The sequence below is a fragment of the Enterobacter sp. BIDMC92 genome (assembly GCF_001030225.1).
Lineage (GTDB): Bacteria > Pseudomonadota > Gammaproteobacteria > Enterobacterales > Enterobacteriaceae > Enterobacter > Enterobacter sichuanensis.
In genome coordinates this window covers 3,875,960-3,900,971 of the sequence record NZ_KQ087598.1, presented here as the reverse complement: position 1 = coordinate 3,900,971, position 25,012 = coordinate 3,875,960, and the positions used below count along the sequence as shown (strand labels likewise).

The window sequence follows — 25,012 nt, the reverse complement described above, 5'->3', positions numbered from 1 at the left end:
CCGCAGTGCGTTAAACGTTGCGAAAAAGAATATCGTTAACCCTGCGAAATAGGCTTTCAATGTTATGCTCATAACACGGTGAAATTGAGAAAATCTTCCATATGGATAGCATTGATCGAAAAATTCTTGCTGAGCTGCAGTCTGACGGCCGCCTGTCGCTTACCGAACTGGCTGAGCGGGTTAATCTGAGCCTCTCGCCGTGCCATCGTCGCGTGCGGGCGCTGGAGCAAAGCGGGGCTATAACGGGATACCGTGCCAGCCTCGACCCCGCCAAAATGGGATTTAATTTCCTGGCGATAGTGTTCGCGACGCTGAAAGAGGGTGACCGCAAGGCGGTCAGTGCGTTTGAAGAGGCGGTGGAGGAGATCCCGCAGATCGTGCTGGCCCAGCGCTTATTTGGCGATCCTGATTATCTGATGCACGTCGTGACCCGCGACCTTTCCGCTTTCCAGAAGCTCTACGACGAGAAGCTCTCCGCCATGCCCGGCGTGCAGCATCTTCGCTCAACGCTTGTCATGAAAACGGTGGTGCAGGACAGGCCTTTTCCGCTGTAAGCAGCAGGCCGGGACTGAATGGCCTGCCCGGCATCGCGCCGGGCAGGAAAGGGGATTAGCCCACAAACATCACCGACACGCACAGCACGCCGACGATAAGCGTCAGCAGGTTGCCAATGGAACGGTACTGTTTCAGGGAGGGGATCAGATACGTCGACAGCGTCGGCATGATAAACAGGATCATGGCGATTAGCGGGCCGCTGATGGCGTAAATCATCGAAATGGCGTTCGGGTTAATGCAGCAGACGGCAAAGGTGATGAACGACACCCCCATAATAGAAACTGCGCGGTTAAAGGCGCGGCTCTTTTTCACACCCACCTGGTTGAGCGACGACCTCACGATCTCCGTCGCCCCTTCAATCACCCCAAAATAGGTGCCGAGGAACGATTTCGACATCGCAATAATCGCCACAATAATCCCGGAAATACCGAGCCATGCCGGTGACGACGGCATCATCGACAGCGCTGACAGGATAGTCACCCCTTGCGCTTTGGCGGTCACAATATACGACGGCGGGATAGAGAGCAGGCAGCTGAAGACAAAGAACAGCACGCTCAGGCAGATAATCAGATATGCCACCTTCATGATCTTCTTGCATTTATCCATCGCGCCATCGGCAAACTTCTCGCGACGGTCAACGGCAAACGTCGAGATAATCGGGGTATGGCTGAACGCAAACACCATCACCGGAATCGAAATCCATACCTGATGCAGCGTATGGCGATCGACGGTCATCTGGCTGGTCAGCAGCGAGGGCTGCCAGCTGCCAATCAGATAGAGCGAGACAAACAGGAAATAGGCAATCAGCGGAAACACGAGGAAGCCCATCACTTTTATCGTGATATGCCGTCCCATCAGGAAGATCAGATTAAGCACCAGTACCACGCCCAGGCTGACCAGCACGCGAACGGTGGTGTCTACCGTCAGGTGTTTCGCCAGCTGTTCCGTCAGCGAGTTGGTGATGGCCACCGCATAAATCTGCACCACCACAAAGAAGGCGATGAAATAGAGCGTGGTGATCAGATTGCCAATCTTCCTGCCGTAGTAGTGCGAGACGGCGCCGGTGATCCCTTCATTGCCCTTTGTTTTTGACGACAGGATAAATTGCGCCAGCGCCCGGTGCGGCCAGTAGGTTAAGGGGTAGGCCACGAGGGCGGTAATAAACAGGACAATAGCGCCTGCGGAGCCCAGCTGAATGGGCAAGAACAGCGTTCCTGCGCCCACGGCCGTGCCGTAGAGAGCGAAACTCCAGAGAGTCTCATCTTTTGACCAAATTTTCGACATTAGAGCAACGTATCAACTATCAAACCATCGGAATGGAGTGCAATTTACCATAGTTATGCATGGAGAGCGCAGTTGCTTCGAAGTGGTCAGGCCGGAACGGACGTCCGGCCAGAGGAGATTTAGCCTGCCAGAGCGCGTCGCTGCTGGCGGCGCTTAAGAAATTTTTCGCGAAGGCAATCGTACGCCCAGTTATAGAACACGGTGTACGGCAGGAAGAACAGGAAGAAACCTATTTCCAGTGTGAATGCCTGAAGCAGCGTGACCCCCAGCACGGCGGCGACAATCGATACGCCAATCACAATAAACCCGCATTCGAAGCCCAGCGCATGCAGCGTACGTACTTTTGCTGTACGTGTGACGCGCTGAACCGGCCAGAAACGGTCGAAGCCGACGTTATAGATAATGTTCCAGAGCATAGCCGTGGTGGCCAGAATAATGGTCAACCCACCCATCTCCACCACGGAACGCTGCATAAGCCAGGCCGCGGTGGGGGCGAGGATCGCCGTCGCGATCCCTTCGAAACAGACAGCATGAAAGATCCGCTCCGGCAGTTTACGTTGGAGTGCATCCTGATGTTGCATAGTTATAGACCTCATTAATTCGCCGGTATGGGCGTTGATGCTGCCTATTTTTATCGCTAAAGCTGATATATTAAAGATAGTATCCATCGTAAAATTAGATAGGTTATGCGCTATTCACCTGAAGCCCTTACCGCCTTTGTCGAGACCGTTGCGGCGGGCTCTTTTTCGGCGGCCGCTCGCCGGCTGCGTAAAAGCCAGTCGACGATCAGCACGTCCATTGCAAATCTTGAAGCCGATCTGGGATTCGAGCTGTTTGACCGCTCGGCGCGCCAGCCGGTGTTAACGGCCCAGGGGGAACAAGTGCTGGGCTATGTGCAGGCCATTCTCGCCGCCAGCACGCGGCTGGACGAGCTGGCGGTGTCATTAACGGCGCAAACCGAGGCGCGTCTGACGTTTGTCCTTTCCGATACCCTCAACCCGGACGTGCTGGAAGAGATGATGAAGCAGTTTGACGCCCGCTTTCCCCATACGGAATTCGAATGTCTGATTGGCGAGGAGGAGGACGTGATCGATCTGCTGCAAAAGGAGCGGGCTCAGGTGGGACTGACGGAAGCCCGGGACAGCTACCCCACCGATATCGGCGCTACCCGCCTGCCGATGCAGACCCGGATGGCGATCTATGTTGCCACCACGCACCCGCTGGCGGGGCAGGATGACGTTCAGCATGACGAGCTGCACGGCTGGCGGGAGCTGCGGCTGAGCACCTATCTTGAACGCGAGGCTGAGATCGCCCGCGGGCCCGTCTGGTCAGCACCGAATTACCTGTTACTCTTGAGTATGGCGGTACAGGGATTTGGCTGGTGCGTGTTGCCCTGCGCGCTGGTGGATGAGTTTGCCGCCGCGAAATCCCTGGTACAGCTCAACGTGCCAGGCTGGCCGCGGGCGATCGGCATCGATCTGCTGTGGAATAAACGATCCCCTCCCGGCGTGGCCGGACGCTGGCTGCGGCAGTATCTGCAGGATGCGCGCTGATCCTTGTGATTAAACTCACTATTTTTAAACAATTAAGATAATTGCCAGTAACAATCCTCTACTATCGTCATGTCATTTAACACAGAGGTCGTGATGAAAGATGTCGTAATAGTGGGTGCGTTGCGTACAGCTATCGGCTGTTTTCAGGGAGCGCTGGCGCGTCATTCGGCGGTTGACCTGGGGAGCGTGGTGGTGAAAGCGCTGGTGGAACGCAGCGGGATCGCAGCACATGAAGTGGACGAGGTGATCCTCGGTCAGGTGCTCACGGCCGGCGCCGGACAAAACCCTGCACGGCAGGCGGCGCTGAAAGGCGGACTGCCCAATACCGTCTCCGCCATTACCATCAACGACGTCTGTGGATCAGGATTAAAAGCGCTGCATCTCGCGACGCAGGCCATTCAGTGTGGTGAAGCGGATGTGGTTATTGCTGGCGGGCAAGAGAACATGAGCCGTGCGCCGCATGTACTGACCGACAGCCGTACCGGCGCACAGTTGGGCAATAGCCAGCTGCTCGACAGCCTGGTGCATGACGGGCTGTGGGATGCCTTTAATGATTACCATATGGGCGTGACGGCGGAAAACCTGGCGCGCGAGTATGGCATCAGCCGTGAATTGCAGGATGCGTATGCGCTCAGCTCGCAGCAAAAAGCGCGCGCGGCGATCGACTCCGGTCGTTTTCGCGACGAAATTGTACCGGTCAGCACCCGGCGTCAGAATGGCGACGTTATCGTCGTGGATACCGATGAACAGCCGCGCACCGACGCCAGTGCTGAAGGCCTGGCGAGGCTGAATCCTGCTTTTGAAACGCAGGGCTCGGTGACGGCGGGGAATGCCTCTTCCATTAACGACGGCGCTGCCGCCGTCATGATGATGAGCGAAAGCAAAGCCCTTGAGCTCGATCTCCCCGTGCTGGCCCGCATTAAAGCCTTCGCCAGCGTGGGGGTTGATCCTGCGTTAATGGGGATCGCGCCGGTCTATGCGACCCGTCGCTGTCTCGATCGCGCAGGGTGGCAGCTTTCTGACGTTGATCTGATTGAGGTGAACGAAGCTTTTGCCGCGCAGGCCATCTCGGTTGGCAAAATGCTGGAGTGGGATCCGCTGCGGGTTAACGTTAACGGTGGGGCGATCGCGCTGGGGCATCCTATCGGCGCCTCCGGGTGCCGGATCCTGGTTTCGCTGGTCCACGAAATGAAAAAGCGCAACGCCCGTAAAGGGATTGCCACCCTCTGTATCGGCGGTGGGCAAGGGGTGGCGCTGGCCATCGAACGCTAAACCTGGTTCATCGAATAAAACCTCCTGCGGGAGGTTTTTTTTATCCTACTGCTTGTTGCCTGGCCGCGTATCGTGATCCGGGCGTCATTTTCGTTATAAACAAAATAAAAAAATGAAACGCTGTTTTAATTGTAATTGAAAAGCCCACTTTATGCCGATAGTATGTGCTCATGATGAAAAACGAAACATTGTTTCGTTTATTTTCCGCCTTCGGGCATGACCACATCTGGAGGTTACCGTGGACGTCAGAGAAAGCATCCACAGTGCGCACGCCAAAACGCTGGATACTCAGGGGTTGCGCAATGCGTTTTTAGTCGGGCAGGTGTTCGAGGCTGATAACTACACCATGGTTTACAGCCATATCGACCGCATTATTGTGGGCGGGATTATGCCCGTCACGCAAACCGTCTCCGTGGGCGGTGAGGTCGGTAAACAGCTGGGCGTAAGCTATTTTCTGAAGCGTCGCGAGCTGGGGGTCATTAACATCGGCGGGCCGGGCACCATCACCGTCGACGGCCAGTGCTATGAGATTGGCCATCGCGAGGCGCTGTACGTGGGGAAAGGTGCAAAAGAGGTGCTCTTTGCCAGCATCGACGGCGGCAAACCGGCGAAGTTTTACTATAACTGCGCGCCGGCACATTACACCTGTCCAACCAAAAAAGTGACTCCGGCGGATGTCGCCCCGGTAACGCTTGGCGATAACCTCACCAGCAACCGCCGCACCATCAACAAATACTTCGTTCCTGACGTGCTGGAGACCTGCCAGCTCAGCATGGGGTTGACCGAGCTGGCGCCGGGCAACCTGTGGAACACCATGCCGTGCCATACCCACGAGCGCCGGATGGAGGTCTACTTCTATTTCAACATGGAGGAGGACGCCTGTGTGTTCCATATGATGGGACAACCCCAGGAAACGCGCCATATCGTGATGCACAATGAGCAGGCGGTCATTTCGCCGAGCTGGTCCATTCACTCCGGCGTCGGGACGAAAGCCTATACCTTTATCTGGGGAATGGTGGGTGAAAACCAGGTCTTTGATGATATGGACCATGTTGCGGTCAGCGATCTGCGCTAGTCGCGGGCAGTGAAGTATCAACCTGCCTGTGCGTGACAGGCTCTGAACGAGTAAGGAACAAACATGATTCTGGATGCATTCTCTCTGCAGGGTAAAGTGGCCGTGGTCTCCGGGTGTGACACCGGTCTGGGTCAGGGGATGGCGTTAGGGCTGGCGGAAGCGGGCTGCGATATCGTCGGGATTAATCTCGTCGAGCCAACGGAAACCATCGAGCGCGTGACGGCCCTGGGCCGCCGTTTCCTGAGCCTGACCGCTGACCTGCGTAAAATTGACGCCATTCCTGAACTGCTGGATCGCGCGGTGGCGGAATTCGGTCATATCGACATCCTGGTGAACAATGCCGGGCTGATTCGCCGCGAAGATGCGATTAACTTCAGCGAGCGCGACTGGGACGACGTGATGGATTTGAACATCAAGAGCGTATTTTTCATGTCCCAGGCGGCGGCAAAACACTTTATTGCGCAGGGGAACGGCGGCAAGATCGTTAATATCGCCTCTATGCTCTCGTTCCAGGGCGGTATTCGCGTACCGTCTTACACTGCGTCCAAAAGTGCCGTGATGGGTGTGACCCGCCTGCTGGCAAACGAATGGGCGAAGCATAATATCAATGTGAATGCGATTGCACCGGGTTACATGGCAACCAACAACACGCAGCAGTTGCGCGCCGACGAGCAGCGTAGCGCGGAAATTCTCGACCGCATTCCGGCGGGGCGCTGGGGGCTTCCGGGTGATCTGATGGGGCCGGTCGTGTTTCTGGCCTCGTCGGCATCGGACTATATCAACGGCTACACCGTGGCGGTGGATGGCGGCTGGCTGGCGCGATAAGCGGCTTCTGGCAAACACCTCTGCCTTCGGGCGGAGGTTTTTTTTGCTCAAAAATTGTCAACGTCCATATCGATAAACACGAAAAATCCATACTAAAAAGTCATAAATGACCATCATCACACTTTTATTGCTGGAAAATTAATGTATTAGTAAAACAATGCGATTATTCAGCATTAATTGAAATTGTAATGTCCATCACAGATCGCTATGTCGTAGCGAAATAATCCATATCTTCACCTTTTCCCACCTGACACTTTTTCTCGCTATCTCGTAATTTCACTTAACGCATTTACTGTTCAGGCAGGAAACTATGACATCAATAAATGACTCTACCCTTATGCCCGCTGCGCTGCGGGATACACGCCGCATGAACCAGTTTGTCTCTGTGGCCGCCGCCGTGGCGGGCTTATTATTCGGACTGGATATCGGCGTGATTGCCGGCGCCTTACCGTTTATTACCGATCACTTTACCCTGAGCAGCCGTCTGCAGGAGTGGGTGGTGAGCAGCATGATGCTTGGCGCGGCTATCGGCGCGTTGTTCAACGGCTGGCTCTCGTTTCGTCTGGGGCGCAAATACAGCCTGATGGTCGGGGCGGTTCTGTTTGTCGCGGGTTCCATTGGCTCCGCATTTGCCACGCACGTGGAGGTGTTGCTGCTCTCCCGCGTGCTGCTGGGGGTGGCGGTGGGGATTGCCTCCTACACGGCCCCACTTTATCTCTCCGAAATGGCGAGTGAGAATGTCCGCGGGAAGATGATCAGCATGTACCAGCTGATGGTCACCCTGGGTATTGTGCTGGCGTTCCTCTCTGACACTTACTTCAGCTACAGCGGCAACTGGCGCGCAATGCTCGGCGTGCTGGCCTTACCGGCGCTGGTGCTGATCGTGCTGGTGATTTTCCTGCCAAACAGTCCGCGCTGGCTGGCGCAAAAAGGGCGCCACGTGGAGGCGGAAGAGGTGTTGCGTATGCTGCGCGACACCTCAGAAAAAGCGCGTGAAGAGCTCAATGAAATCCGCGAAAGCCTGAAGCTGAAGCAGGGAGGCTGGGCGTTGTTTAAGATCAACCGCAACGTGCGCCGCGCGGTCTTCCTCGGCATGTTGCTGCAGGCGATGCAGCAATTTACCGGCATGAACATCATCATGTACTACGCGCCACGCATTTTCAAAATGGCCGGGTTCACCACCACGGAACAGCAGATGATCGCCACCCTGGTGGTCGGGCTGACCTTCATGTTCGCCACCTTTATTGCCGTATTCACCGTGGATAAAGCCGGACGTAAACCGGCGCTGAAAATTGGCTTCAGCGTGATGGCGCTCGGTACGCTGATCCTCGGCTACTGTCTGATGCAGTTTGATAACGGCACCGCCTCAAGTGGCCTTTCCTGGCTTTCTGTCGGCATGACGATGATGTGTATTGCAGGATACGCGATGAGCGCCGCGCCCGTGGTGTGGATCCTGTGCTCCGAAATTCAGCCGCTCAAATGCCGTGACTTTGGTATCACCTGCTCGACCACCACCAACTGGGTGTCCAACATGATCATCGGCGCGACGTTCCTGACGCTGCTGGACGCTATTGGCGCCGCGGGAACGTTCTGGCTCTATACCGTGCTGAACGTGGTGTTTATCGGCGTCACGTTCTGGCTGATCCCGGAAACGAAAGGCGTAACGCTGGAACATATCGAGCGCAAGCTGATGGCAGGAGAGAAATTGCGCAATATCGGGGTGTGATCGTATTGCCTGTATAAACGCTTCAGACGATGCCGGAGTTGGAATGATTCAGCGTTATGACAATAATAACGTAATGAAACTCACTACCAACTCTGGCAGGGGGGGATAAATTAAGGGATTTGAGCTTAAGATAATTCTTAGGATAATGTATCATCCGACCACCGCTGTTATTTGCGCAAATTAAGCCGAATCCTAAAAAGAAAAATGCCTATGTCTGAGATGGATATCAAAAAAAGCACAGATCTTGATTTTCCCCGTTATGCCACCCCGGTTGTACACGCTAAAGAGATAGATCTTTTGGGTCTGGTTGAAGTGCTGCTGGCGGCGAAAAAACGCATCATCGCCGTGACGCTTGCTTTCACGCTGGTAGGCCTGGCCGTTTCATTTTTACTGCCGCAGAAATGGACCAGTAAAGCCGTGATCACGCAGGCAGAGCAGTCGCAGTGGAACCCGTTGCGCCAGATGCTGGTTGCATTACAGGTCCTTGACGTGGATGCGAAAATTTCCCGCCCGGAAGTCTTTGATCTGTTTATTAAAAAGTTTCAGTCGCAGTCATTGCTCGAAGAGTACATGAAAACCTCTCCTTACGTGACGTCGCAGCTGGAAGGTACTGAGGTGGATGCGCTTGAGCTGCATCGTGCAATAGTCAATATCTCAGAACGAATGAAAGCGGTGAATGACACTCAGGTTAAAGATGCGGATAAAATGCCGTATGTCTCCTGGACATTGAGCTTCACGGCACCAACAGCAGGCGATGCGCAAACCGTGCTGGAAGGCTATATCAATTACATTACCGCGATTGTCGAAAAAGAGACGATTCAGAATATCCGTAGCCAGATAACCCTGAAAACGAAAGCCGTTGAACAGCAGCTGGAACTGGACCGTGTTCGTCTGACCAATATTCATAATACCAACCTGCAGCGACTGAATTATTCGCTGGCCGTGGCGAATGCCGCAGGTATTAAGAAGCCGGTCTACAGTAACGGGCAGGCAGTAAAAGATGACCCTGATTACTCCGTTGCGCTCGGCGCTGACGGCATTGCGCAAAAACTGCAGATTGAAAAAAATCTGAAGGACGTGACCGAGCTGAATGCGGATTTCCAGAACCGGGAATACTACCTGGCACAGCTGAAAAAACTCTCCTTTGCCGACGTCAAACTTGAGCCCTTCAGGTACCAGCTTTCACCGTCCATGCCGGTGAAAAAAGATGGCCCGGGTAAAGCCCTGATTGTCCTTCTGTCGGCAATCCTGGGTGGGCTGTTTGCCTGCGGTAGCGTTTTACTGCGTGAGGCGATGCTCACCCGTAATCCTCTGCCAGAGCCGGTGACGGAATAACCTCTGCAGATTAAAAAGGCGCTGACTTCAGCGCCTTTTTTTATGGCTGCCGGTTGTGTTAAAAAAGATCCTGGATAATAAGGAGGGATGATGAAAACGATCGGCCTGATAGGTGGAATGAGCTGGGAATCGACAATCCCTTATTACCGCCTGATTAACGAAGGAATAAAGCAGCGTCTGGGTGGTCTGCATTCCGCGAGTCTGCTGCTGCACAGCGTGGATTTTCATGAAATAGAAGCGTGCCAGTCGAGCGGAGAATGGGATAAAGCCGGGGAGATCCTGGCCCAGGCGGCGCTGGGGCTGGAGCGTGCCGGCGCCGAAGGGATCTTGCTCTGTACCAACACTATGCACAAAGTGGCGTCGCACATTGAGGATCGCTGCCCGCTGCCGTTCCTGCATATCGCTGATGCCACCGGGCGTGCGATTGCGGCATCCGGTATACGCCGCGTGGCGCTGCTGGGTACGCGCTACACCATGGAACAGGATTTTTATCGTGGGCGTTTGCACAGTGAGTTCGGCATCGAAAGCCTGATCCCTGATGAGCATGACCGGGCGCGTATCAACCAGATCATCTTTGACGAACTCTGCCTCGGTACCTTCAGCGAGTCATCCCGGGCGTATTACGTCAGCGTGATTGAAAAGCTGGCGCAGCAGGGGGCTGAAGGGGTGATCTTCGGCTGCACGGAGATCGGCCTGCTGGTGCCGGTTGAGCGAAGCCCTGTTCCGGTATTTGATACCGCCGCCATTCACGCAGCGGATGCCGTAGCGTTTATGCTCTCATAATGGCGCTTGTCGATCAGGTAAGCGAAGCGCTACCTGGCGCGCGTGCGCCACTAAGTGTTCGGTGAACGCATCTACCAGTGCGGAAGACGGGCGGTGCAGCGGACGGATCAGGCTCACGGTGAACGGAACGGAAATGCTGAAGCGGCGGATAACGATCCCGCTTCCGGCATAGTCCAGCGCCGTCAGCGGGTTAACGACCGCGACGCCGACGCCTGCCCGCACCATTGCACAGATTGAGGCTGCGCTGTGCGTCTCCACGACCATTCGCCGTTTTACCTGATGCTCGGCAAACAGCGTATCCAGGAGCTGTCGGTAACTGTCGGTCTGCGACAGACTAATGTAGTTTTCCCCGTGAAAATCCTCGGGTGTGAGCACGCTCTTTCCGGCAAGCGGATGTCCGGCCGGGAGAACGCACACTTCATCTAAAGAGAGTAATTCCATGCGTTCTGTTCCCGCGGGGGTAGAGAGGGTTTCGGTGAGTCCTAAATCATGACGTTGCGCCGAAAGCCACTCTTCCAGCAGCGGGGATTCCTGCGGCACGATAGTGAGGCTGACTTCAGGATAGCGCGTCAGAAAAGGCTGTAGCAGCGTCGGCAAAAAGGATTGCGAAAAGACCGGCAGGCAGACAATCGACAATTCGCCCTGACGAAACTCGCGCAGGCTTTCTGCCGCACTCACTATTCTGTCCAGCCCGTACCAGGAACGCTGCACTTCTTCGAACAAACGTAACCCCTGCACTGTTGGGTGCAGCCTTCCCCGGGTGCGCTCAAACAGCTTTAGCCCCAGCACTTTCTCGAAGCGCGCCAGCTCGCGGCTGACTGTCGGCTGTGAGGTATGCAGCATCTGCGCGGCTTCGGTGAGGTTACCGGTGGTCATCACGGCGTGAAAAATCTCAATCTGGCGTAAGTTGACGGCGGGCATGGGGCACCTGAAGGCTGAGGGTTATCCATATCATTTTTGCATAGACTCGGGATAAAACGATATTTTTTATTCTCTTTGCGCTGTGGCGTAATCATAAAAAATTTGATGACCCGGAGATGACCATGCCACGCCCGCTCAACCAGACTGATACCGATTTAAATGCTGACAACCTGCTGCGCCTGCCTGCCGAGTTTGGCTGCCCGGTGTGGGTTTATGACGCGCAGATCGTTCGCGAAAAGATCGCCGCCCTGCATCAGTTTGACGTGGTGCGTTTTGCCCAGAAGGCCTGTTCCAATATTCATATCCTGCGTCTGATGCGCGAGCAGGGGGTAAAAGTTGACTCCGTGTCACTGGGGGAAATCGAGCGCGCGCTGGCGGCGGGTTTTGATCCAAAAGCTGACAGCGATGCGATCGTCTTTACCGCCGATGTCATCGACGATGCCACCCTGGCGCGCGTGCACGAACTGCAGATCCCGGTGAATGCCGGGTCTGTGGATATGCTGGAGCAGCTGGGTCAGGTTTCTCCTGGCCATCGCGTCTGGCTGCGCGTGAACCCGGGCTTTGGCCATGGTCACAGCCAAAAAACCAACACCGGCGGTGAAAATAGCAAACACGGGATCTGGTATGCCGATATGCCTGCTGCGCTGGAGGTGCTGCAGCGTTACAACCTGAAGCTGGTGGGCATTCATATGCACATTGGCTCTGGTGTGGATTATGGTCATCTGGAGCAGGTGTGCGGCGCAATGGTGCGCCAGGTGGTGGACTTCGGGCAGGATCTGGAGGCGATCTCCGCCGGTGGTGGTCTCTCCATTCCTTATCGTGAAGGCGAAGAGGCGATCGATACCGATCACTATTACGGCCTGTGGAGCGCCGCGCGTGACCAAATTGCCGCGCATCTGGGCCACGCGGTGAAACTGGAAATTGAGCCGGGTCGTTTCCTGGTGGCGGAAGCCGGCGTGCTGGTGTCGCAGGTGCGCAGCGTGAAAGAGATGGGCTCTCGTCACTTCGTGTTGATTGACGCGGGCTTTAACGATCTGATGCGTCCGTCCATGTACGGCAGCTATCATCACATTACCGCACTGGCTGCCGACGGCCGCGATTTAACGCAGGCGCCTCGCGTTGAGACCGTCGTTGCAGGGCCGCTGTGCGAATCGGGTGACGTATTTACTCAGCAGGAGGGAGGTAAAGTGGAAACCCGCGCGCTGCCAGAGGTTAAACCGGGTGATTATCTGGTACTGCATGATACCGGTGCCTACGGGGCGTCGATGTCCTCTAACTACAACAGCCGCCCGCTGCTGCCGGAAGTGCTGTTTGATAACGGCAAGGCGCGGCTGATCCGCCGCCGCCAGACTATTCAGGAACTGCTGGCGCTGGAACTCGTCTGAGTAAAGTAGGGCCCGGTGGTGACCGAATCGCGTAAGACCAGCGTGCCGGTAAACGGCGGGATCGCATCGACCGGCTGGTTTTTTGCCAGCCGGATCGCCTGATCGATGGCGGTGATTATCATACTGTCGATGGGCAGATAGACCGATGACAGCGCAGGCTCCAGCCATTTCGCGCTGGGGGCATCGTCAAAGCCGAACAGGGAAATATCCTGCGGGATCTTCAGTCCCGCCTGATGCAGCGCTTTGGACGCACCCAGCGCCATATCATCGTTACAGGCAAACAGGGCGCTGAACGACACACCTTCGGCAATCAGCTCTTTGCACAGCTCATATCCCTGCGTCATGCCCGCGTCGCCGTATTTAATCCGACGCTCGTCCAGACGAATACCGTGCTTTTCCAGCGCCTTGCGGTAGCCCATCAGCCTCGCTTTCCCGGTGGGGGTGTGGATTGGGACGGTGATACAGGCGATTTCCCGGTGGCCCTGATTGATCAGGTAATCCACGGCCTTAAACGCGGCATCCTGCTGTTCGAAGAAAACGCAGCGATCCGGCGCCTGGCTCACTTCACGGTTAATGACCACCAGCGGCGTTTGTACGGTATTCATCAGCTTGATGATCGCTTTTTCACTCATATAGCGCGTGTAAAGCACGATGGCATCACACTGGCGATCGGCCAGCATCTGCACCGCCTGTTCTTCCTGTTCCGGCGCGTCGTGGCCATCGGTGACGATCAGCTGTTTCCCGTGGGTTTCGGTCTGCCGCGACGCCTGTTGCAGAAGGCGGCCAAAGTAAAAGCCATCGAAGGTCGAGACCACCAGACCAATGCTGTTGCTGGTCTGGTTTGCCAGGGAACGCGCGAGAAAGTTCGGGCGATAGCCCAGCTCTTCCATCGCCGCAAACACCTGCTGGCGCGTACTCTCTTTAACCTGACCTGTGCCGTTCAGCACGCGCGATACCGTGGCCTTCGACACGCCCGCACGCAGTGAGACATCCAGCATTGTTGCCATTCTACATTCCTGATTCCACGTATTGGTCTGCAGTTTAACACAGACCTCACGGCGTATAAGCGATGCGGAAAGGGCAAAAACTCTGCCACGATCACGCTTTTCGGTAACGATTCGTCAGCCGACATCCTTGCCTGCCGGCAGTAAAACGATTCTGATAAGATAATCGACAAACCGAGCGGGAGTCGTCAGGCCTGCATATTCATTGAAAAACTCAGGTGAAACGTGAAAAAGAGTGTCATCCTTCCGCTTTATCATGCGCCGCAGTATGCGCAGCAGGTGACCGACTGGATCTGGCAGGCTTTTGGCGAGGGGCTTCCACGGGAATTTTTCCACAGCATCGTGGAGCATAGCCAGACGCCGGGGGCATTACCGCTGACCTTTATTGCCCTGGAAGACGAACGGCTTGTGGGCACGGTGGGGCTCTGGCGCTGTGATCTCATCACCCGACAGGATCTCTTTCCATGGCTGGCGGCGCTGTACGTTGACGACGCGGCGCGCGGCAAAGGGCTGGCGGGGCAGCTTCAGCAACATGTTATTTCCTGCGCCGCGCAGGCGGGGTATGAGACGCTCCATCTGTGGTCTGCCTGCCGTGACTTCTATGAACGTTACGGCTGGCAGTACATTGGCGATGCGCTGGAGTACCCGGATAAGACGGTACACCTTTACCGTTATTCGCTCTGCGCTTCCGCAGGCGACGCGACGGAGTGACGGCGCACTAAGGTTGGGCTGAAGAGATGGGTAATATCCGGCGGCTGGCGTTGCTCGGCCAGCGCTAACGCCAGCTCCGCGGCCTGCGTTGCCATCGTGATGATCGGGTAACGTACGGTAGTCAGGCGCGGGCGGACGTAACGGGAGACCAGCACATCATCAAAGCCAATCAGTGAGATTTCTGCCGGCACCTCAATCCCGTTGTCATTCAACACCCCCATCGCCCCTGCGGCCATGGAGTCGTTATAGCTGGCCACTGCCGTAAAGTTTCGGCCGCGACCCAGCAGTTCGGTCATCGCCTGTTCGCCGCCGCTCTCATCCGGTTCACCGTAGGCTACCAGCCGGTCATTACACGGCAGACCGTTTTCGCGCAGGGCATCGTAGTAGCCTTGCAGACGGTCTTCAGCATCAGAAATCGGGTGATTTGAGCAGAGATAGCCAATCCGGGTGTGGCCCTGTTGGATCAGGTGACGGGTAGCAAGCCAGGCACCGTAGCGATCGTCGAGCGCCACGCAGCGTTTTTCGAAGCCGGGAATAATACGGTTGATGATTACCATCCCGGGGATCTGCTTCATCAGATGAATCAGTTCGGCATCCGGGATCATTTTGGCGTGAACCACCAGCGCCGCGCAGCGGTGGCGGATCAGCTGCTCGATGGCCTGGCGTTCTTTTTGCTCATTATGATAGCCATTGCCGATCAGTAAAAAATTGCCTGTCTGATAAGAAACCTGTTCAACCGCTTTTACCATGGCACCGAAAAAGGGGTCAGAAACATCTCCCACTACCAGACCAATGGTTTCTGTGGCCTGCTGGGCGAGCGCGCGGGCATTGGCATTGGGATGATAGTTCAGAGATTCCATGGCGTTTTGTACCGCCTGGCGCGATGCGTCACTGGCTTTTGGGGAGTCGTTAATCACACGCGAGACGGTGGCTACCGAGACACCTGCCAGACGGGCCACATCCTTTATTGTCGCCATTCAATACCTTCTTATTGGGGGTAAGCGTTTACACACCAAATAGTGTTGCGGAAAAGCGCCGCGCATTCAAGGGGAGCGGATCCCCGCTCTCCACAAACGTGACGCAGAACAACCCTGGCGGTGTAATCGTTACACGCGCAGTCATGTCTGAAGAATGTCATTCTGAACCTTTAGTTACACTTTGCCTCAGGCTGTTGCGATTGTCAGATGGCGAGGACGTGAAAGAGATTGCTAAAGTCGAGATCCCAGAGGTATTGATTGGTGAGAATTCTTAGTACGGTTTCGTACTCATCTCTTGCACCAACCTGCGCGGATGCGCAGGTTTTTTTTCGCCTCCATTTTTGCTGTCGCTCCCGTATCACTTCTCGTGTAATCTGCCACCATTTACTATCAACCCTTCACACTGGCTGGCAAAGGGAGTTGAGATGCTATTTGGGTTCTTCCGTACACTTTTCCGTATCCTCTTTCGCATCCGCGTCACGGGCGATGCCCAGGCGCTTCGCGGTGAACGCGTTTTAATCACACCAAATCACGTTTCCTTTATCGATGGCATTCTGCTGGCACTGTTTTTGCCCGTGCGTCCGGTGTTTGCGGTCTATACATCCATTAGCCAGCAGTGGTACATGCGCTGGCTCACGCCGTTGATTGATTTTGTGCCGCTCGACCCGACAAAGCCGATGATGATTAAACATCTGGTCCGTCTGGTAGAGCAGGGGCGCCCGGTGGTCATTTTCCCGGAAGGGCGTATCTCAGTGACCGGATCGCTGATGAAGATCTACGACGGTGCGGGGTTTGTCGCGGCGAAGTCAAAAGCGACCGTGGTGCCGCTGCGCATTGAAGGGGCGGAGCTGACCCATTTCAGTCGTCTGAAAGGGCTGGTGAAGCAGCGTCTGTTCCCCACCATCACGCTGCATATTCTGCCGCCAACGTCGCTCCCGATGCCCGACGCGCCGCGTGCCCGCGATCGCCGTAAGATCGCCGGGGAGATGCTGCATCAGATCATGATGGAAGCGCGTATGGCCGTTCGTCCGCGCGAAACGCTGTACGAATCCCTGCTTTCTGCGCAGTACCGCTATGGCGCGAAGAAAAACTGTATCGAAGACATCAACTTTACCCCGGATACCTATCGCAAACTGCTGACCAAGACCCTGTTCGTGGGCCGCATACTGGATAAATACAGCAAAAAGGGCGAAAAGATTGGCCTGATGCTGCCTAACGCGGGCATCAGCGCGGCGGTGATTTTTGGCGCGGTTTCACGGGGCCGTATTCCGGCGATGATGAACTACACGGCGGGTGTGAAGGGGCTGACCAGCGCCATCACCGCCGCTCAGATTAATACCGTCTTTACCTCCCGTCAGTTCCTGGACAAAGGCAAGCTCTGGCATCTTCCCGAGCAACTCACGCAGGTGCGCTGGGTCTTCCTGGAAGATCTGAAAGCGGACGTGACCACCGGCGACAAGCTGTGGATTTTTGCGCATCTGCTGATGCCGCGTCTGGCCCAGGTCAAACAGCAGCCGGAAGATGACGCGATTATCCTCTTCACATCGGGTTCTGAAGGCAACCCAAAAGGCGTTGTCCACAGCCACAAGAGCATTCTGGCAAACGTTGAGCAGATCAAAAGCATTGCCGACTTTACCGCGAACGACCGGTTTATGTCGGCGCTGCCGCTGTTCCACTCCTTTGGCCTGACGGTCGGGCTGTTTACGCCGCTGCTGACCGGCGCTGAAGTGTTCCTCTATCCCAGCCCGCTGCATTACCGCATTGTGCCGGAGCTGGTGTATGACCGTAACTGCACCGTGTTGTTCGGGACTTCAACCTTCCTGGGTAACTATGCGCGTTTTGCCAATCCGTATGACTTCTATCGCGTGCGGTATGTGGTGGCTGGCGCAGAAAAACTGCAGGAGAGCACGCGTCAGATCTGGCAGGACAAGTTTGGTCTGCGCATTCTCGAAGGCTATGGCGTGACCGAGTGTGCGCCCGTGGTCTCGATTAACGTGCCGATGGCGGCGAAACCGGGAACGGTTGGCCGCATTCTGCCGGGGATGGACGCGCGTCTGCTGGCGGTGCCGGGCATAGAGGACGGCGGCCGTCTGCAGCTCAAAGGGCCAAACGTGATGAACGGGTATCTGCGCGTGGAAAACCCAGGCGTGCTGGAAGCGCCGACGGCGGAGAACGTCAACGGCGAGGTAGAAACCGGCTGGTACGACACTGGTGATATTGTCCGCTTTGATGAACAAGGCTTTGTACAGATCCAGGGACGTGCAAAACGCTTCGCCAAAATTGCCGGTGAAATGGTCTCTCTGGAAATGGTTGAGCAACTGGCGACCGCCGTGTCCGCCGAGAAGATGCACGCTACAGTCGTGAAGAGCGATGCCAGCAAAGGTGAGGCGCTGGTGCTGTTTACAACCGACAGTGAGCTTAAGCGCGACAGGTTACTCAGCTATGCGCGTGAACATGGTATTCCTGAGCTGGCGGTACCGCGCGATATTCGCTACCTGAAGCAGCTCCCGGTGCTGGGAAGCGGGAAGCCCGATTTCGTGACCCTGAAAGGCATGGTTGAAGAGGCGGAACAGCAAAATGCGTGAGTCAGTACACACTAACACCTCGCTCAGATCGAAAGGCATGCTGGCGGTCATTGCCGCGCAGTTTCTCTCTGCGTTTGGCGATAACGCGCTGTTGTTTGCCACGCTGGCGCTGCTGAAGGCCGAGTTTTATCCCGACTGGAGCCAGCCGATTCTGCAGATGGTGTTTGTGGGCGCTTACATTATATTTGCTCCCTTCGTCGGACAGGTGGCGGACAGCTTCCCCAAAGGTCGGGTGATGATGTTTGCCAACGGACTCAAGCTGCTGGGCGCAGCCAGTATCTGTTTTGGCTTCAATCCGTTTGTTGGCTATACGCTGGTGGGCATCGGTGCTGCCGCCTACTCCCCGGCGAAGTATGGCATCCTCGGAGAGCTGACCACGGGGGATAAGCTGGTCAAAGCCAATGGCCTGATGGAGTCCTCAACGATTGCCGCTATCCTGCTCGGCTCCGTCGCGGGCGGCGTCCTGGCCGACTGGCATGTTCTGGCGGCCCTGGGCGTGTGTGCAGTGGTGTATGGCGGGGCGGTCGTCGCTAACCTGTTTATTCCGAAGCTGCCGGTGGCTCGCCCGGGCCAGTCCTGGCGCTTTAAGCCAATGACCGGCAGCTTCTTTACTGCCTGTCGTGTGCTGTGGCGTAACGGTGAAACCCGTTTCTCCTTGATGGGCACCAGTATGTTCTGGGGCGCAGGCGTTACGCTGCGCTTCCTGCTGGTACTGTGGGTGCCAGTGGCGCTGGGGATCACCGACAACGCGACGCCAACCTATCTGAATGCGATGGTGGCTATCGGGATTGTGGTTGGGGCAGGCGCGGCGGCGAAGCTGGTCACGCTTGAGACGGTAGCGCGCTGCATGCCGGCAGGGATCCTTATTGGCGTGGTGGTGCTTATTTTCTCGCTGCAGCATGCGTTATTGCCTGCTTATGCGCTCCTGATCCTGATTGGTATTCTCGGGGGCTTCTTCGTGGTGCCGCTCAATGCGTTACTGCAGGAACGGGGCAAGCAGACCGTCGGGGCGGGAAATGCCATCGCGGTACAAAACCTGGGTGAAAACCTGGCGATGCTGTTGATGCTGGGGCTTTATTCACTGGCAGTAAAAGTGGGCGTGCCGGTGGTGGGGATTGGCGTCGGGTTTGGCGGGCTGTTTGCGATTGCGATTGCCGCATTATGGCTTTGGCAGCGTCGCCGTTGATCAGTGCGGCCTGATGCCCTCATCCCGGCCTTCTCCCACAGGGAGAGGGAGCAAACCCTAAAAACGGCAACGTGCGTTGCCGTTTTGCTTTTATTACGGTGCAGGGTATGTGTATACCTGATGCACCGCCTCAATCTCCGCTAACACCTCTTCACTCAGGTTCAGATGGAAACTCTCAATGTTGGTTTTCAACTGCTCCAGGGTGGTCGCGCCCAGCAGGGTGCTGGCAACAAACTGCTGACGACGCACGAAGGCAAGCGCCATCTGCGCAGGGTCAAGACCGTGACGCTTTGCGATATCCACATAGGCGGCAACGGCTTTCTGCGTCTGCTCGCCGCTGTAGCGGGTAAAGCGGCTAAAGAGAGTGTTACGCGCCCCGGCCGGTTTCGCCCCGTTCAGGTATTTCCCCGTCAGCGTGCCGAAACCGAGGCAGGAATAGGCGAGCAGTTCCACCTCTTCATACTGCGTCACTTCGGCCAGACCCACTTCATAGCTGCGGTTAAGCAGGCTGTACGGGTTCTGGATGGTGACGATGCGCGGCAGATCGTGTTTATCCGCCAGATGCAGATAGCGCATCACCCCAAAGGCCGTTTCGTTAGAGACGCCAATGTAGCGGATTTTCCCCGCGCGCTGGCACTCGGCCAGCGCTTCCAGTGTTTCCAGCAGCGTCACGGCAGGGGCGCTTTCATTCCAGCTGTAGCCAAGCTTACCAAAGCAGTTAGTGGGGCGCTGTGGCCAGTGTACCTGGTACAGATCGAGGTAGTCGGTCTGCAGACGCTTCAGGCTGGCATCCAGCGCGGCGCGGATATTTTTGCGATCGAGGATCTGATTCGGGCGGATCCCGGTATCGTTGTTGCGCGCCGGGCCACTGACTTTTGAGGCGATCACCAGCTTTTCACGGTTACCGTGTTTTGCCAGCCAGTTACCTACATACGTTTCGGTAAGTCCCTGCGTTTCCGGACGGGGGGGAACAGGGTACATCTCTGCGACATCAATCAGGTTAATGCCCTGGCTGACGGCATAATCGAGTTGTGCATGGGCATCGGCTTCGCTGTTTTGTTCACCAAATGTCATCGTGCCCAACCCCAGTTGGCTAATTTCGAGAGCGCTGTGGGGGATACGGTGATAATGCATAGCCGGCTTCCTCATGAGACATATAGACCGCGTCAGGGTGTTCCCGACAAAGGAATATAAACATGGCAGAGGGGAAGCAAAAGGGGAAGAAAAAAATCAAAAAGGCCAGCAAGCTACTGACCTCTCTCTGTTTATCGCTCGATAATTTGCGAGACTTCGTCGCGATTGATCTGCATTTTATTGCCTTCCTGGTCGCGGTAGCTGACCAGACCGGTATCATCATCGACTTCGGGTTTGCCGTCAGTCAGGATCATTCGACCGTCTTTTGTTGCCATGACGTAATCGCTGCTACAACCCGATACGGCAAAGGCTAAACCGACTGCTGAAACTAACACTGCCCATTTTTTCATCGTTATTGTCCTCATCTGGCTCGTATCAAATCATAGTCTAGTATTAACCCGATATGGCGAATGGAGAAAGCGGTAAAATCTTAAAAACCAGGTGATTATGTTTGAGAGCTCTCAAAATAAGTAAAAAACTATGTGTTAAGCAGGAAATGGCGTGCCAGCAGCGCGCCGGTAAAATTCTTTTTGAGATAAAAACCGCGCGGCAGGGTCAGTATGGGTTCACCGTGTGCGCCGATGGCCTCAGTGAGCGCTTTGCTGTTCGCCGCTTTCGGACGCAGCTGTAACACTTCTCCGTGTCGGGCAGTAATGCGCTCGACCTGCCCAAGCACAATCATGTCCATCAGCTCCTCCCAGTCCAGACGCAGCTGGTGCTCCTCATCATCAGTTGGGCTCCAGAGCAGCGGGGCGCCAATGCGACGATCGGCCAGCGGGATCGCCCGCTCGCCTTCAACCGGTACCCACAGGACGCGCTTCAGCTTATGGCGAACATGGCTGGTTTCCCACGTTACGCCGGTATTGCCGGTTAATGGCGCAACGCAGACAAACGTGGTTTCAAGCGGCTTCCCCTGACGGTCTATGGGAATGGTTTTTAACTCCACGCCAAGGGCGGCAAAATCTTGCTCAGGTTTACTCCCTGCGCTGGCACCCAGCCAGAGCTCGAGCAGCATGCCGATCCAGCCTTTATCCCGTTTCTGATCCTTCGGGATCGGGAGCCCTGCCATTGCGGCCAGCTCGCCAAGCGAAAAGCCTGCCAGGCGCTGGGCCTGTTGTAGCAACAGGCTCTCGCTGGAGGGCGGTGAATGCAAGGGTGTAAGCGGATGCATGATGGTAACCTTTTGATTAAAAAATAAACGAAGAAATTGTCCCCTGTGGATAGAGTTTAACTTTTTCTGTACCAATATGACATGTCTATGATTTATTGGATATTTTGTCGCGTTGAAATCGTTTCACCGTGGGCGGAAAAGCGGTTGTTCAAATCTGGTCACTGACAATGAACAGGATCTTACACCATGTTATCCACAGAAAAATGGGATAACTGGGCATAACCCTGACTACTGTTTCAATTTACAGCCTTGACGTGCGATGAAAATCGAATTTTCACACAAATTGTGACTAACTTATTGGCACAATCTGTGGATAAAACCGACGCTGTTCGATCTTTCATCAGCACAACGATCTCTGATGTGATGATCGTCACGCTATTCTGCTTTTTGTTTACCGATCTGCATTTAACTAGCTGTAAATAAAGAAATTATACTAAGGTGGCATAAGAGGGAGACCGGCGGTGATAAAGGTTGTTCATCGGTAATCAGACACTTCTTCACAACTATATCCACAGAAAAGGTGAATAAAATTCCCCTCGCTGCATCACATCTGTTTATAACTCAGCACTTATTTGTGAGTTATTCAAATGTTATTAGGTTGCAGGCCTGTAAGAGAGTGGTTTACCGCCTCCTTGTAGTGTGAAACAATCATTCATATATAAGGTTTAGTTTGGGGTAGTCCGGTGATTGATGACGATGGCTACCGCCCGAACGTAGGAATAGTAATTTGTAATCGTCAGGGCCAGGTAATGTGGGCCCGGCGGTATGGTCAGCACTCCTGGCAGTTCCCGCAAGGCGGGATCAATCCGGGAGAGTCCCCAGAACAAGCGATGTACCGGGAGCTTTTTGAAGAGGTCGGTTTAAGCCGGAAAGATGTTCGTATCCTGGCTTCGACCCGCAACTGGTTGCGTTACAAGTTACCGAAACGTTTGGTGCGTTGGGACACAAAGCCGGTTTGTATCGGCCAGAAACAGAAATGGTTTCTGTTGCAGTTGGTGGGTAACGATTCAGACATCAATATGCAGACCAGCAGTACGCCGGAGTTTGATGGCTGGCGCTGGGTGAGCTATTGGTATCCTGTTCGTCAGGTCGTGTCATTTAAACGCGATGTTTACCGTAGGGTGATGAAAGAGTTTGCAAGTGTGGTGATGCAGCTTCAGGAGATCCCGCCTAAGCCGCAGAGCGCACCTGCCTGGCGACGTAAAAGAGGTTAAGCTACGCAAATCATGCTCACCCGCTTGCGAGAAATAGTCGAGAAGGTGGCCAGTGCGCCGCGTCTGAACGAGGCGCTGAATATTCTGGTCACTGACATCTGTCTTGCGATGGAGACCGAGGTCTGTTCGGTGTATCTGGCCGACCACGATCGACGCTGCTATTACCTGATGGCAACCCGTGGTTTGAAAAAACCACGTGGGCGCACTGTAACCCTCGCATTTGATGAAGGTATTGTGGGTCTGGTTGGACGGCTGGCTGAACCCATCAACCTTGCTGATGCGCAAAAACACCCCAGCTTCAAATACATTCCTTCCGTAAAAGAAGAGCGCTTCCGCGCTTTCCTCGGTGTGCCGATTATCCAGCGTCGTCAGCTGCTCGGCGTGCTGGTTGTCCAGCAGCGCGAGCTACGTCAGTACGATGAAAGCGAAGAGTCTTTCCTCGTGACGCTGGCTACGCAGATGGCGGCCATCCTCTCTCAGTCTCAGCTTGCCGCGCTCTTTGGTCAGTACCGCCATACGCGCATTCGTGCCCTTCCGGCCTCGCCAGGGGTGGCGATTGCTGAAGGCTGGATGGACGCCACGCTGCCGTTGATGGAGCAGGTTTACGAAGCCTCAACGCTTGATGAAGCGCTTGAGCGCGAGCGCCTTACCGCCGCGCTGGAAGAGGCGGCGAATGAATTTCGCCGCTACAGCAAACGTTTTGCCGCAGGCGCGCAGAAAGAGACGGCGGCCATTTTTGACCTCTATTCGCACCTTCTCTCCGATGCGCGTCTGCGCCGTGAGCTTTTTGCGGAGGTGGATAAAGGCTCGGTCGCGGAGTGGGCAGTTAAGAAGGTTATCGAAAAATTTGCCGAGCAATTTGCGGCGCTGACTGACGGTTACCTGAAAGAGCGGGCCGGGGATCTACGGGCCCTCGGACAACGGCTGCTGTTCCACCTTGATGACACCATTCAGGGGCCGAATGCCTGGCCAAAACGGTTTATTCTGGTCGCCGATGAACTCTCGGCAACGACGCTGGCTGAACTGCCCCAGGACAGGCTGGCCGGTGTCGTGGTGCGCGATGGGGCCGCTAACTCCCATGCCGCTATTATGGTGCGCGCGCTGGGTATTCCGACCGTTATGGGGGCGGATATCCAGCCGTCGGTTCTGCATCGACGGACGCTGGTGGTGGACGGCTATCGCGGAGAGCTGCTGGTCGATCCTGAGCCGGTTCTGCTCCAGGAATACCAGCGTCTTATCAGCGAAGAGAATGAATTAAGCAAGCTGGCAGAAGATGACGTTAACCTGCCCGCACAGCTTAAAAGCGGTGAGCGGATCAAAGTGATGCTCAATGCCGGTTTAAGCCCTGAGCACGAAGAAAAGCTTGGCAGCCGCATCGACGGTATTGGCCTGTACCGCACTGAGATCCCGTTCATGCTGCAGAGCGGTTTCCCCTCCGAAGAGGAGCAGGTGGCGCAGTATCAGGGCATGCTGCAGATGTTTAACGACAAACCGGTCACCCTGCGTACGCTGGATGTCGGGGCGGATAAACAGCTGCCTTATATGCCGATCAGTGAGGAAAACCCGTGCCTGGGCTGGCGTGGGATCCGCATTACGCTCGATCAGCCTGAGATCTTCCTGATCCAGGTGCGCGCGATGCTTCGCGCCAATGCGGCGACGGGTAACCTCAGCATTCTGTTGCCGATGGTCACCAGCATTGATGAGATCGACGAAGCGCGACGGCTGATTGAACGCGCAGGCCGTGAAGTGGAAGAGATGATTGGCTATGCGATCCCGAAACCGCGGATTGGGGTGATGCTCGAAGTGCCTTCCATGGTCTTTATGCTGCCGCAGCTGGCAAACCGGGTTGATTTTATCTCCGTCGGCACGAACGACCTGACGCAATATATTCTGGCTGTCGACCGTAATAATACCCGCGTCGCCAGTATCTACGATAGCCTGCATCCGGCGATCATTCGTGCGCTGGCGATGATCGCCCGGGAAGCGGAGCAGTACGGTATTGATTTACGCTTGTGTGGTGAAATGGCAGGGGATTCGATGTGCGTCGCGATCCTGATTGGTCTGGGATACCGCCATCTGTCGATGAACGGCCGGGCCGTCGCACGCGTGAAGTATCTGTTGCGCCATATCGATATCAACGATGCCCGCGAGCTGGCTGAACGCAGTCTTGAAGCGCAACTGGCAACCGAGGTTCGCCACCAGGTCGCCGCGTTTATGGAACGACGCGGCATGGGCGGTCTGATCCGCGGCGGCCGCTAATCGCCTTTCGCCCTCTCTCTGTGGGAGAGGGCACCTGCGCGCATAAAATCCTATACA

Annotated in this window: 22 protein-coding genes; 14 read left to right on the top strand and 8 right to left on the bottom strand. The window is 55.6% G+C overall.

Features of this window, described 5'->3' with window-relative positions; genetic code table 11:
* Positions 1–101 precede the first annotated feature (101 nt).
* Positions 102–554: an Lrp/AsnC family transcriptional regulator gene (locus SP99_RS18170; RefSeq protein WP_021242030.1), complete on the top strand. Its 453-nt coding sequence runs from the start codon at positions 102–104 to the stop codon at positions 552–554.
* A 55-nt stretch (positions 555–609) separates the two neighbouring features.
* Here SP99_RS18170 and SP99_RS18165 read toward each other — a convergent pair whose 3' ends face one another.
* Both SP99_RS18165 and SP99_RS18160 read right to left on the bottom strand, forming a co-directional pair.
* Positions 610–1,839, bottom strand: coding sequence for an amino acid permease (locus SP99_RS18165; protein ID WP_047959409.1), 1,230 nt, complete (start codon positions 1,837–1,839; stop codon positions 610–612).
* A 119-nt stretch (positions 1,840–1,958) separates the two neighbouring features.
* A complete protein-coding gene (locus SP99_RS18160) occupies positions 1,959–2,420 on the bottom strand; it encodes a multidrug/biocide efflux PACE transporter (protein WP_047959408.1) in 462 nt (153 codons plus the stop codon).
* A gap of 105 nt (positions 2,421–2,525) precedes the next feature.
* Between SP99_RS18160 and SP99_RS18155 the strand changes: the two genes are divergently transcribed.
* The 7 genes from SP99_RS18155 to SP99_RS18125 all read left to right on the top strand — a co-directional run bounded on the left by SP99_RS18155 (position 2,526) and on the right by SP99_RS18125 (position 10,408).
* On the top strand, positions 2,526–3,392 hold the full coding sequence (locus tag SP99_RS18155; RefSeq protein ID WP_047959407.1) for a LysR family transcriptional regulator: 867 nt from the start codon (positions 2,526–2,528) through the stop codon (positions 3,390–3,392).
* 93 nt (positions 3,393–3,485) lie between these two features.
* Complete coding sequence (locus tag SP99_RS18150; RefSeq protein WP_025757788.1) at positions 3,486–4,664, top strand: acetyl-CoA C-acetyltransferase; 1,179 nt, start codon at positions 3,486–3,488, stop codon at positions 4,662–4,664.
* Positions 4,665–4,902: 238 nt separating this feature from the next.
* Positions 4,903–5,739, top strand: coding sequence for a 5-dehydro-4-deoxy-D-glucuronate isomerase (kduI, locus tag SP99_RS18145; protein WP_047959406.1), 837 nt, complete (start codon positions 4,903–4,905; stop codon positions 5,737–5,739).
* Between the two features lie 63 nt (positions 5,740–5,802).
* The gene (gene kduD, locus SP99_RS18140; RefSeq protein ID WP_047959405.1) at positions 5,803–6,564 is read left to right on the top strand and encodes a 2-dehydro-3-deoxy-D-gluconate 5-dehydrogenase KduD; all 762 of its coding nucleotides are present in this window, start codon (positions 5,803–5,805) and stop codon (positions 6,562–6,564) included.
* 310 nt (positions 6,565–6,874) lie between these two features.
* A complete protein-coding gene (gene araE / locus SP99_RS18135) occupies positions 6,875–8,290 on the top strand; it encodes an arabinose-proton symporter AraE (protein WP_025757791.1) in 1,416 nt (471 codons plus the stop codon).
* Between the two features lie 210 nt (positions 8,291–8,500).
* Positions 8,501–9,625, top strand: a complete 1,125-nt coding sequence (gene wzz(fepE), locus SP99_RS18130) for an LPS O-antigen length regulator Wzz(fepE) (protein WP_047959404.1) — start codon at positions 8,501–8,503, stop codon at positions 9,623–9,625.
* 90 nt (positions 9,626–9,715) lie between these two features.
* Positions 9,716–10,408 carry an aspartate/glutamate racemase gene (locus tag SP99_RS18125; protein WP_045285830.1) on the top strand — a complete coding sequence of 231 codons (693 nt, stop codon included), beginning with the start codon at positions 9,716–9,718 and terminating at the stop codon, positions 10,406–10,408.
* On the opposite strand, the gene SP99_RS18120 is transcribed toward SP99_RS18125, so the two are convergent.
* Complete coding sequence (locus SP99_RS18120) at positions 10,403–11,329, bottom strand: LysR family transcriptional regulator (protein WP_047959403.1); 927 nt, start codon at positions 11,327–11,329, stop codon at positions 10,403–10,405. The genes SP99_RS18125 and SP99_RS18120 overlap by 6 nt on opposite strands.
* Positions 11,330–11,451: 122 nt before the next feature.
* Here SP99_RS18120 and lysA point away from each other — a divergent pair, with 122 nt between their 5' ends.
* Positions 11,452–12,714, top strand: a complete 1,263-nt coding sequence (lysA, locus tag SP99_RS18115; RefSeq protein WP_045285829.1) for a diaminopimelate decarboxylase — start codon at positions 11,452–11,454, stop codon at positions 12,712–12,714.
* Here lysA and SP99_RS18110 read toward each other — a convergent pair.
* Positions 12,684–13,721, bottom strand: a complete 1,038-nt coding sequence (locus SP99_RS18110; protein WP_047959402.1) for a LacI family DNA-binding transcriptional regulator — start codon at positions 13,719–13,721, stop codon at positions 12,684–12,686. The genes lysA and SP99_RS18110 overlap by 31 nt on opposite strands.
* A 222-nt stretch (positions 13,722–13,943) precedes the next feature.
* Between SP99_RS18110 and SP99_RS18105 the strand changes: the two genes are divergently transcribed.
* On the top strand, positions 13,944–14,429 hold the full coding sequence (locus SP99_RS18105) for a GNAT family N-acetyltransferase (RefSeq protein ID WP_047959401.1): 486 nt from the start codon (positions 13,944–13,946) through the stop codon (positions 14,427–14,429).
* Here SP99_RS18105 and galR read toward each other — a convergent pair.
* Positions 14,390–15,406 carry an HTH-type transcriptional regulator GalR gene (gene galR / locus SP99_RS18100; RefSeq protein WP_025757800.1) on the bottom strand — a complete coding sequence of 339 codons (1,017 nt, stop codon included), beginning with the start codon at positions 15,404–15,406 and terminating at the stop codon, positions 14,390–14,392. The genes SP99_RS18105 and galR overlap by 40 nt on opposite strands.
* 425 nt (positions 15,407–15,831) lie before the next feature.
* On the opposite strand from galR, the gene aas reads away from it, so the two are divergent.
* Both aas and lplT read left to right on the top strand, forming a co-directional pair.
* A complete protein-coding gene (gene aas, locus SP99_RS18095; protein ID WP_047959400.1) occupies positions 15,832–17,991 on the top strand; it encodes a bifunctional acyl-ACP--phospholipid O-acyltransferase/long-chain-fatty-acid--ACP ligase in 2,160 nt (719 codons plus the stop codon).
* Positions 17,984–19,177 carry a lysophospholipid transporter LplT gene (gene lplT / locus SP99_RS18090; RefSeq protein WP_025757803.1) on the top strand — a complete coding sequence of 398 codons (1,194 nt, stop codon included), beginning with the start codon at positions 17,984–17,986 and terminating at the stop codon, positions 19,175–19,177. Before aas ends, lplT begins: the two co-directional genes overlap by 8 nt.
* A 93-nt stretch (positions 19,178–19,270) precedes the next feature.
* On the opposite strand, the gene SP99_RS18085 is transcribed toward lplT, so the two are convergent.
* From SP99_RS18085 to mutH, 3 genes are all read right to left on the bottom strand, one after another.
* Entirely contained in the window at positions 19,271–20,311 is a 1,041-nt protein-coding gene (locus SP99_RS18085) for an NADP(H)-dependent aldo-keto reductase (RefSeq protein WP_047959399.1), read from the bottom strand.
* Positions 20,312–20,442: 131 nt separating this feature from the next.
* Positions 20,443–20,661 (bottom strand): YgdI/YgdR family lipoprotein, encoded by a 219-nt coding sequence (locus tag SP99_RS23245; RefSeq protein ID WP_008499668.1) that lies wholly within the window; start codon positions 20,659–20,661, stop codon positions 20,443–20,445.
* 128 nt (positions 20,662–20,789) lie between these two features.
* Positions 20,790–21,482 carry a DNA mismatch repair endonuclease MutH gene (gene mutH / locus SP99_RS18075; RefSeq protein WP_047959398.1) on the bottom strand — a complete coding sequence of 231 codons (693 nt, stop codon included), beginning with the start codon at positions 21,480–21,482 and terminating at the stop codon, positions 20,790–20,792.
* A gap of 683 nt (positions 21,483–22,165) precedes the next feature.
* On the opposite strand from mutH, the gene rppH reads away from it, so the two are divergent.
* Positions 22,166–22,696 (top strand): RNA pyrophosphohydrolase, encoded by a 531-nt coding sequence (gene rppH, locus SP99_RS18070; RefSeq protein ID WP_013098553.1) that lies wholly within the window; start codon positions 22,166–22,168, stop codon positions 22,694–22,696.
* A 12-nt stretch (positions 22,697–22,708) separates the two neighbouring features.
* Positions 22,709–24,955, top strand: coding sequence for a phosphoenolpyruvate--protein phosphotransferase (gene ptsP / locus SP99_RS18065; RefSeq protein WP_045285824.1), 2,247 nt, complete (start codon positions 22,709–22,711; stop codon positions 24,953–24,955).
* Positions 24,956–25,012: the final 57 nt, after the last annotated feature.

Bases quoted from the DNA above. Each gene is read 5' to 3' on its own strand.
- SP99_RS18170 (WP_021242030.1), top strand. From the start codon at position 102: ATGGATAGCATTGATCGAAAAATTCTTGCTGAGCTGCAGTCTGACGGC.
- SP99_RS18165 (WP_047959409.1), bottom strand. From the start codon at position 1,839: ATGTCGAAAATTTGGTCAAAAGATGAGACTCTCTGGAGTTTCGCTCTC.
- SP99_RS18160 (WP_047959408.1), bottom strand. From the start codon at position 2,420: ATGCAACATCAGGATGCACTCCAACGTAAACTGCCGGAGCGGATCTTT.
- SP99_RS18155 (WP_047959407.1), top strand. From the start codon at position 2,526: ATGCGCTATTCACCTGAAGCCCTTACCGCCTTTGTCGAGACCGTTGCG.
- SP99_RS18150 (WP_025757788.1), top strand. From the start codon at position 3,486: ATGAAAGATGTCGTAATAGTGGGTGCGTTGCGTACAGCTATCGGCTGT.
- kduD (WP_047959405.1), top strand. From the start codon at position 5,803: ATGATTCTGGATGCATTCTCTCTGCAGGGTAAAGTGGCCGTGGTCTCC.
- araE (WP_025757791.1), top strand. From the start codon at position 6,875: ATGACATCAATAAATGACTCTACCCTTATGCCCGCTGCGCTGCGGGAT.
- SP99_RS18125 (WP_045285830.1), top strand. From the start codon at position 9,716: ATGAAAACGATCGGCCTGATAGGTGGAATGAGCTGGGAATCGACAATC.
- SP99_RS18120 (WP_047959403.1), bottom strand. From the start codon at position 11,329: ATGCCCGCCGTCAACTTACGCCAGATTGAGATTTTTCACGCCGTGATG.
- lysA (WP_045285829.1), top strand. From the start codon at position 11,452: ATGCCACGCCCGCTCAACCAGACTGATACCGATTTAAATGCTGACAAC.
- SP99_RS18110 (WP_047959402.1), bottom strand. From the start codon at position 13,721: ATGGCAACAATGCTGGATGTCTCACTGCGTGCGGGCGTGTCGAAGGCC.
- galR (WP_025757800.1), bottom strand. From the start codon at position 15,406: ATGGCGACAATAAAGGATGTGGCCCGTCTGGCAGGTGTCTCGGTAGCC.
- aas (WP_047959400.1), top strand. From the start codon at position 15,832: ATGCTATTTGGGTTCTTCCGTACACTTTTCCGTATCCTCTTTCGCATC.
- lplT (WP_025757803.1), top strand. From the start codon at position 17,984: ATGCGTGAGTCAGTACACACTAACACCTCGCTCAGATCGAAAGGCATG.
- SP99_RS18085 (WP_047959399.1), bottom strand. From the start codon at position 20,311: ATGCATTATCACCGTATCCCCCACAGCGCTCTCGAAATTAGCCAACTG.
- SP99_RS23245 (WP_008499668.1), bottom strand. From the start codon at position 20,661: ATGAAAAAATGGGCAGTGTTAGTTTCAGCAGTCGGTTTAGCCTTTGCC.
- mutH (WP_047959398.1), bottom strand. From the start codon at position 21,482: ATGCATCCGCTTACACCCTTGCATTCACCGCCCTCCAGCGAGAGCCTG.
- ptsP (WP_045285824.1), top strand. From the start codon at position 22,709: ATGCTCACCCGCTTGCGAGAAATAGTCGAGAAGGTGGCCAGTGCGCCG.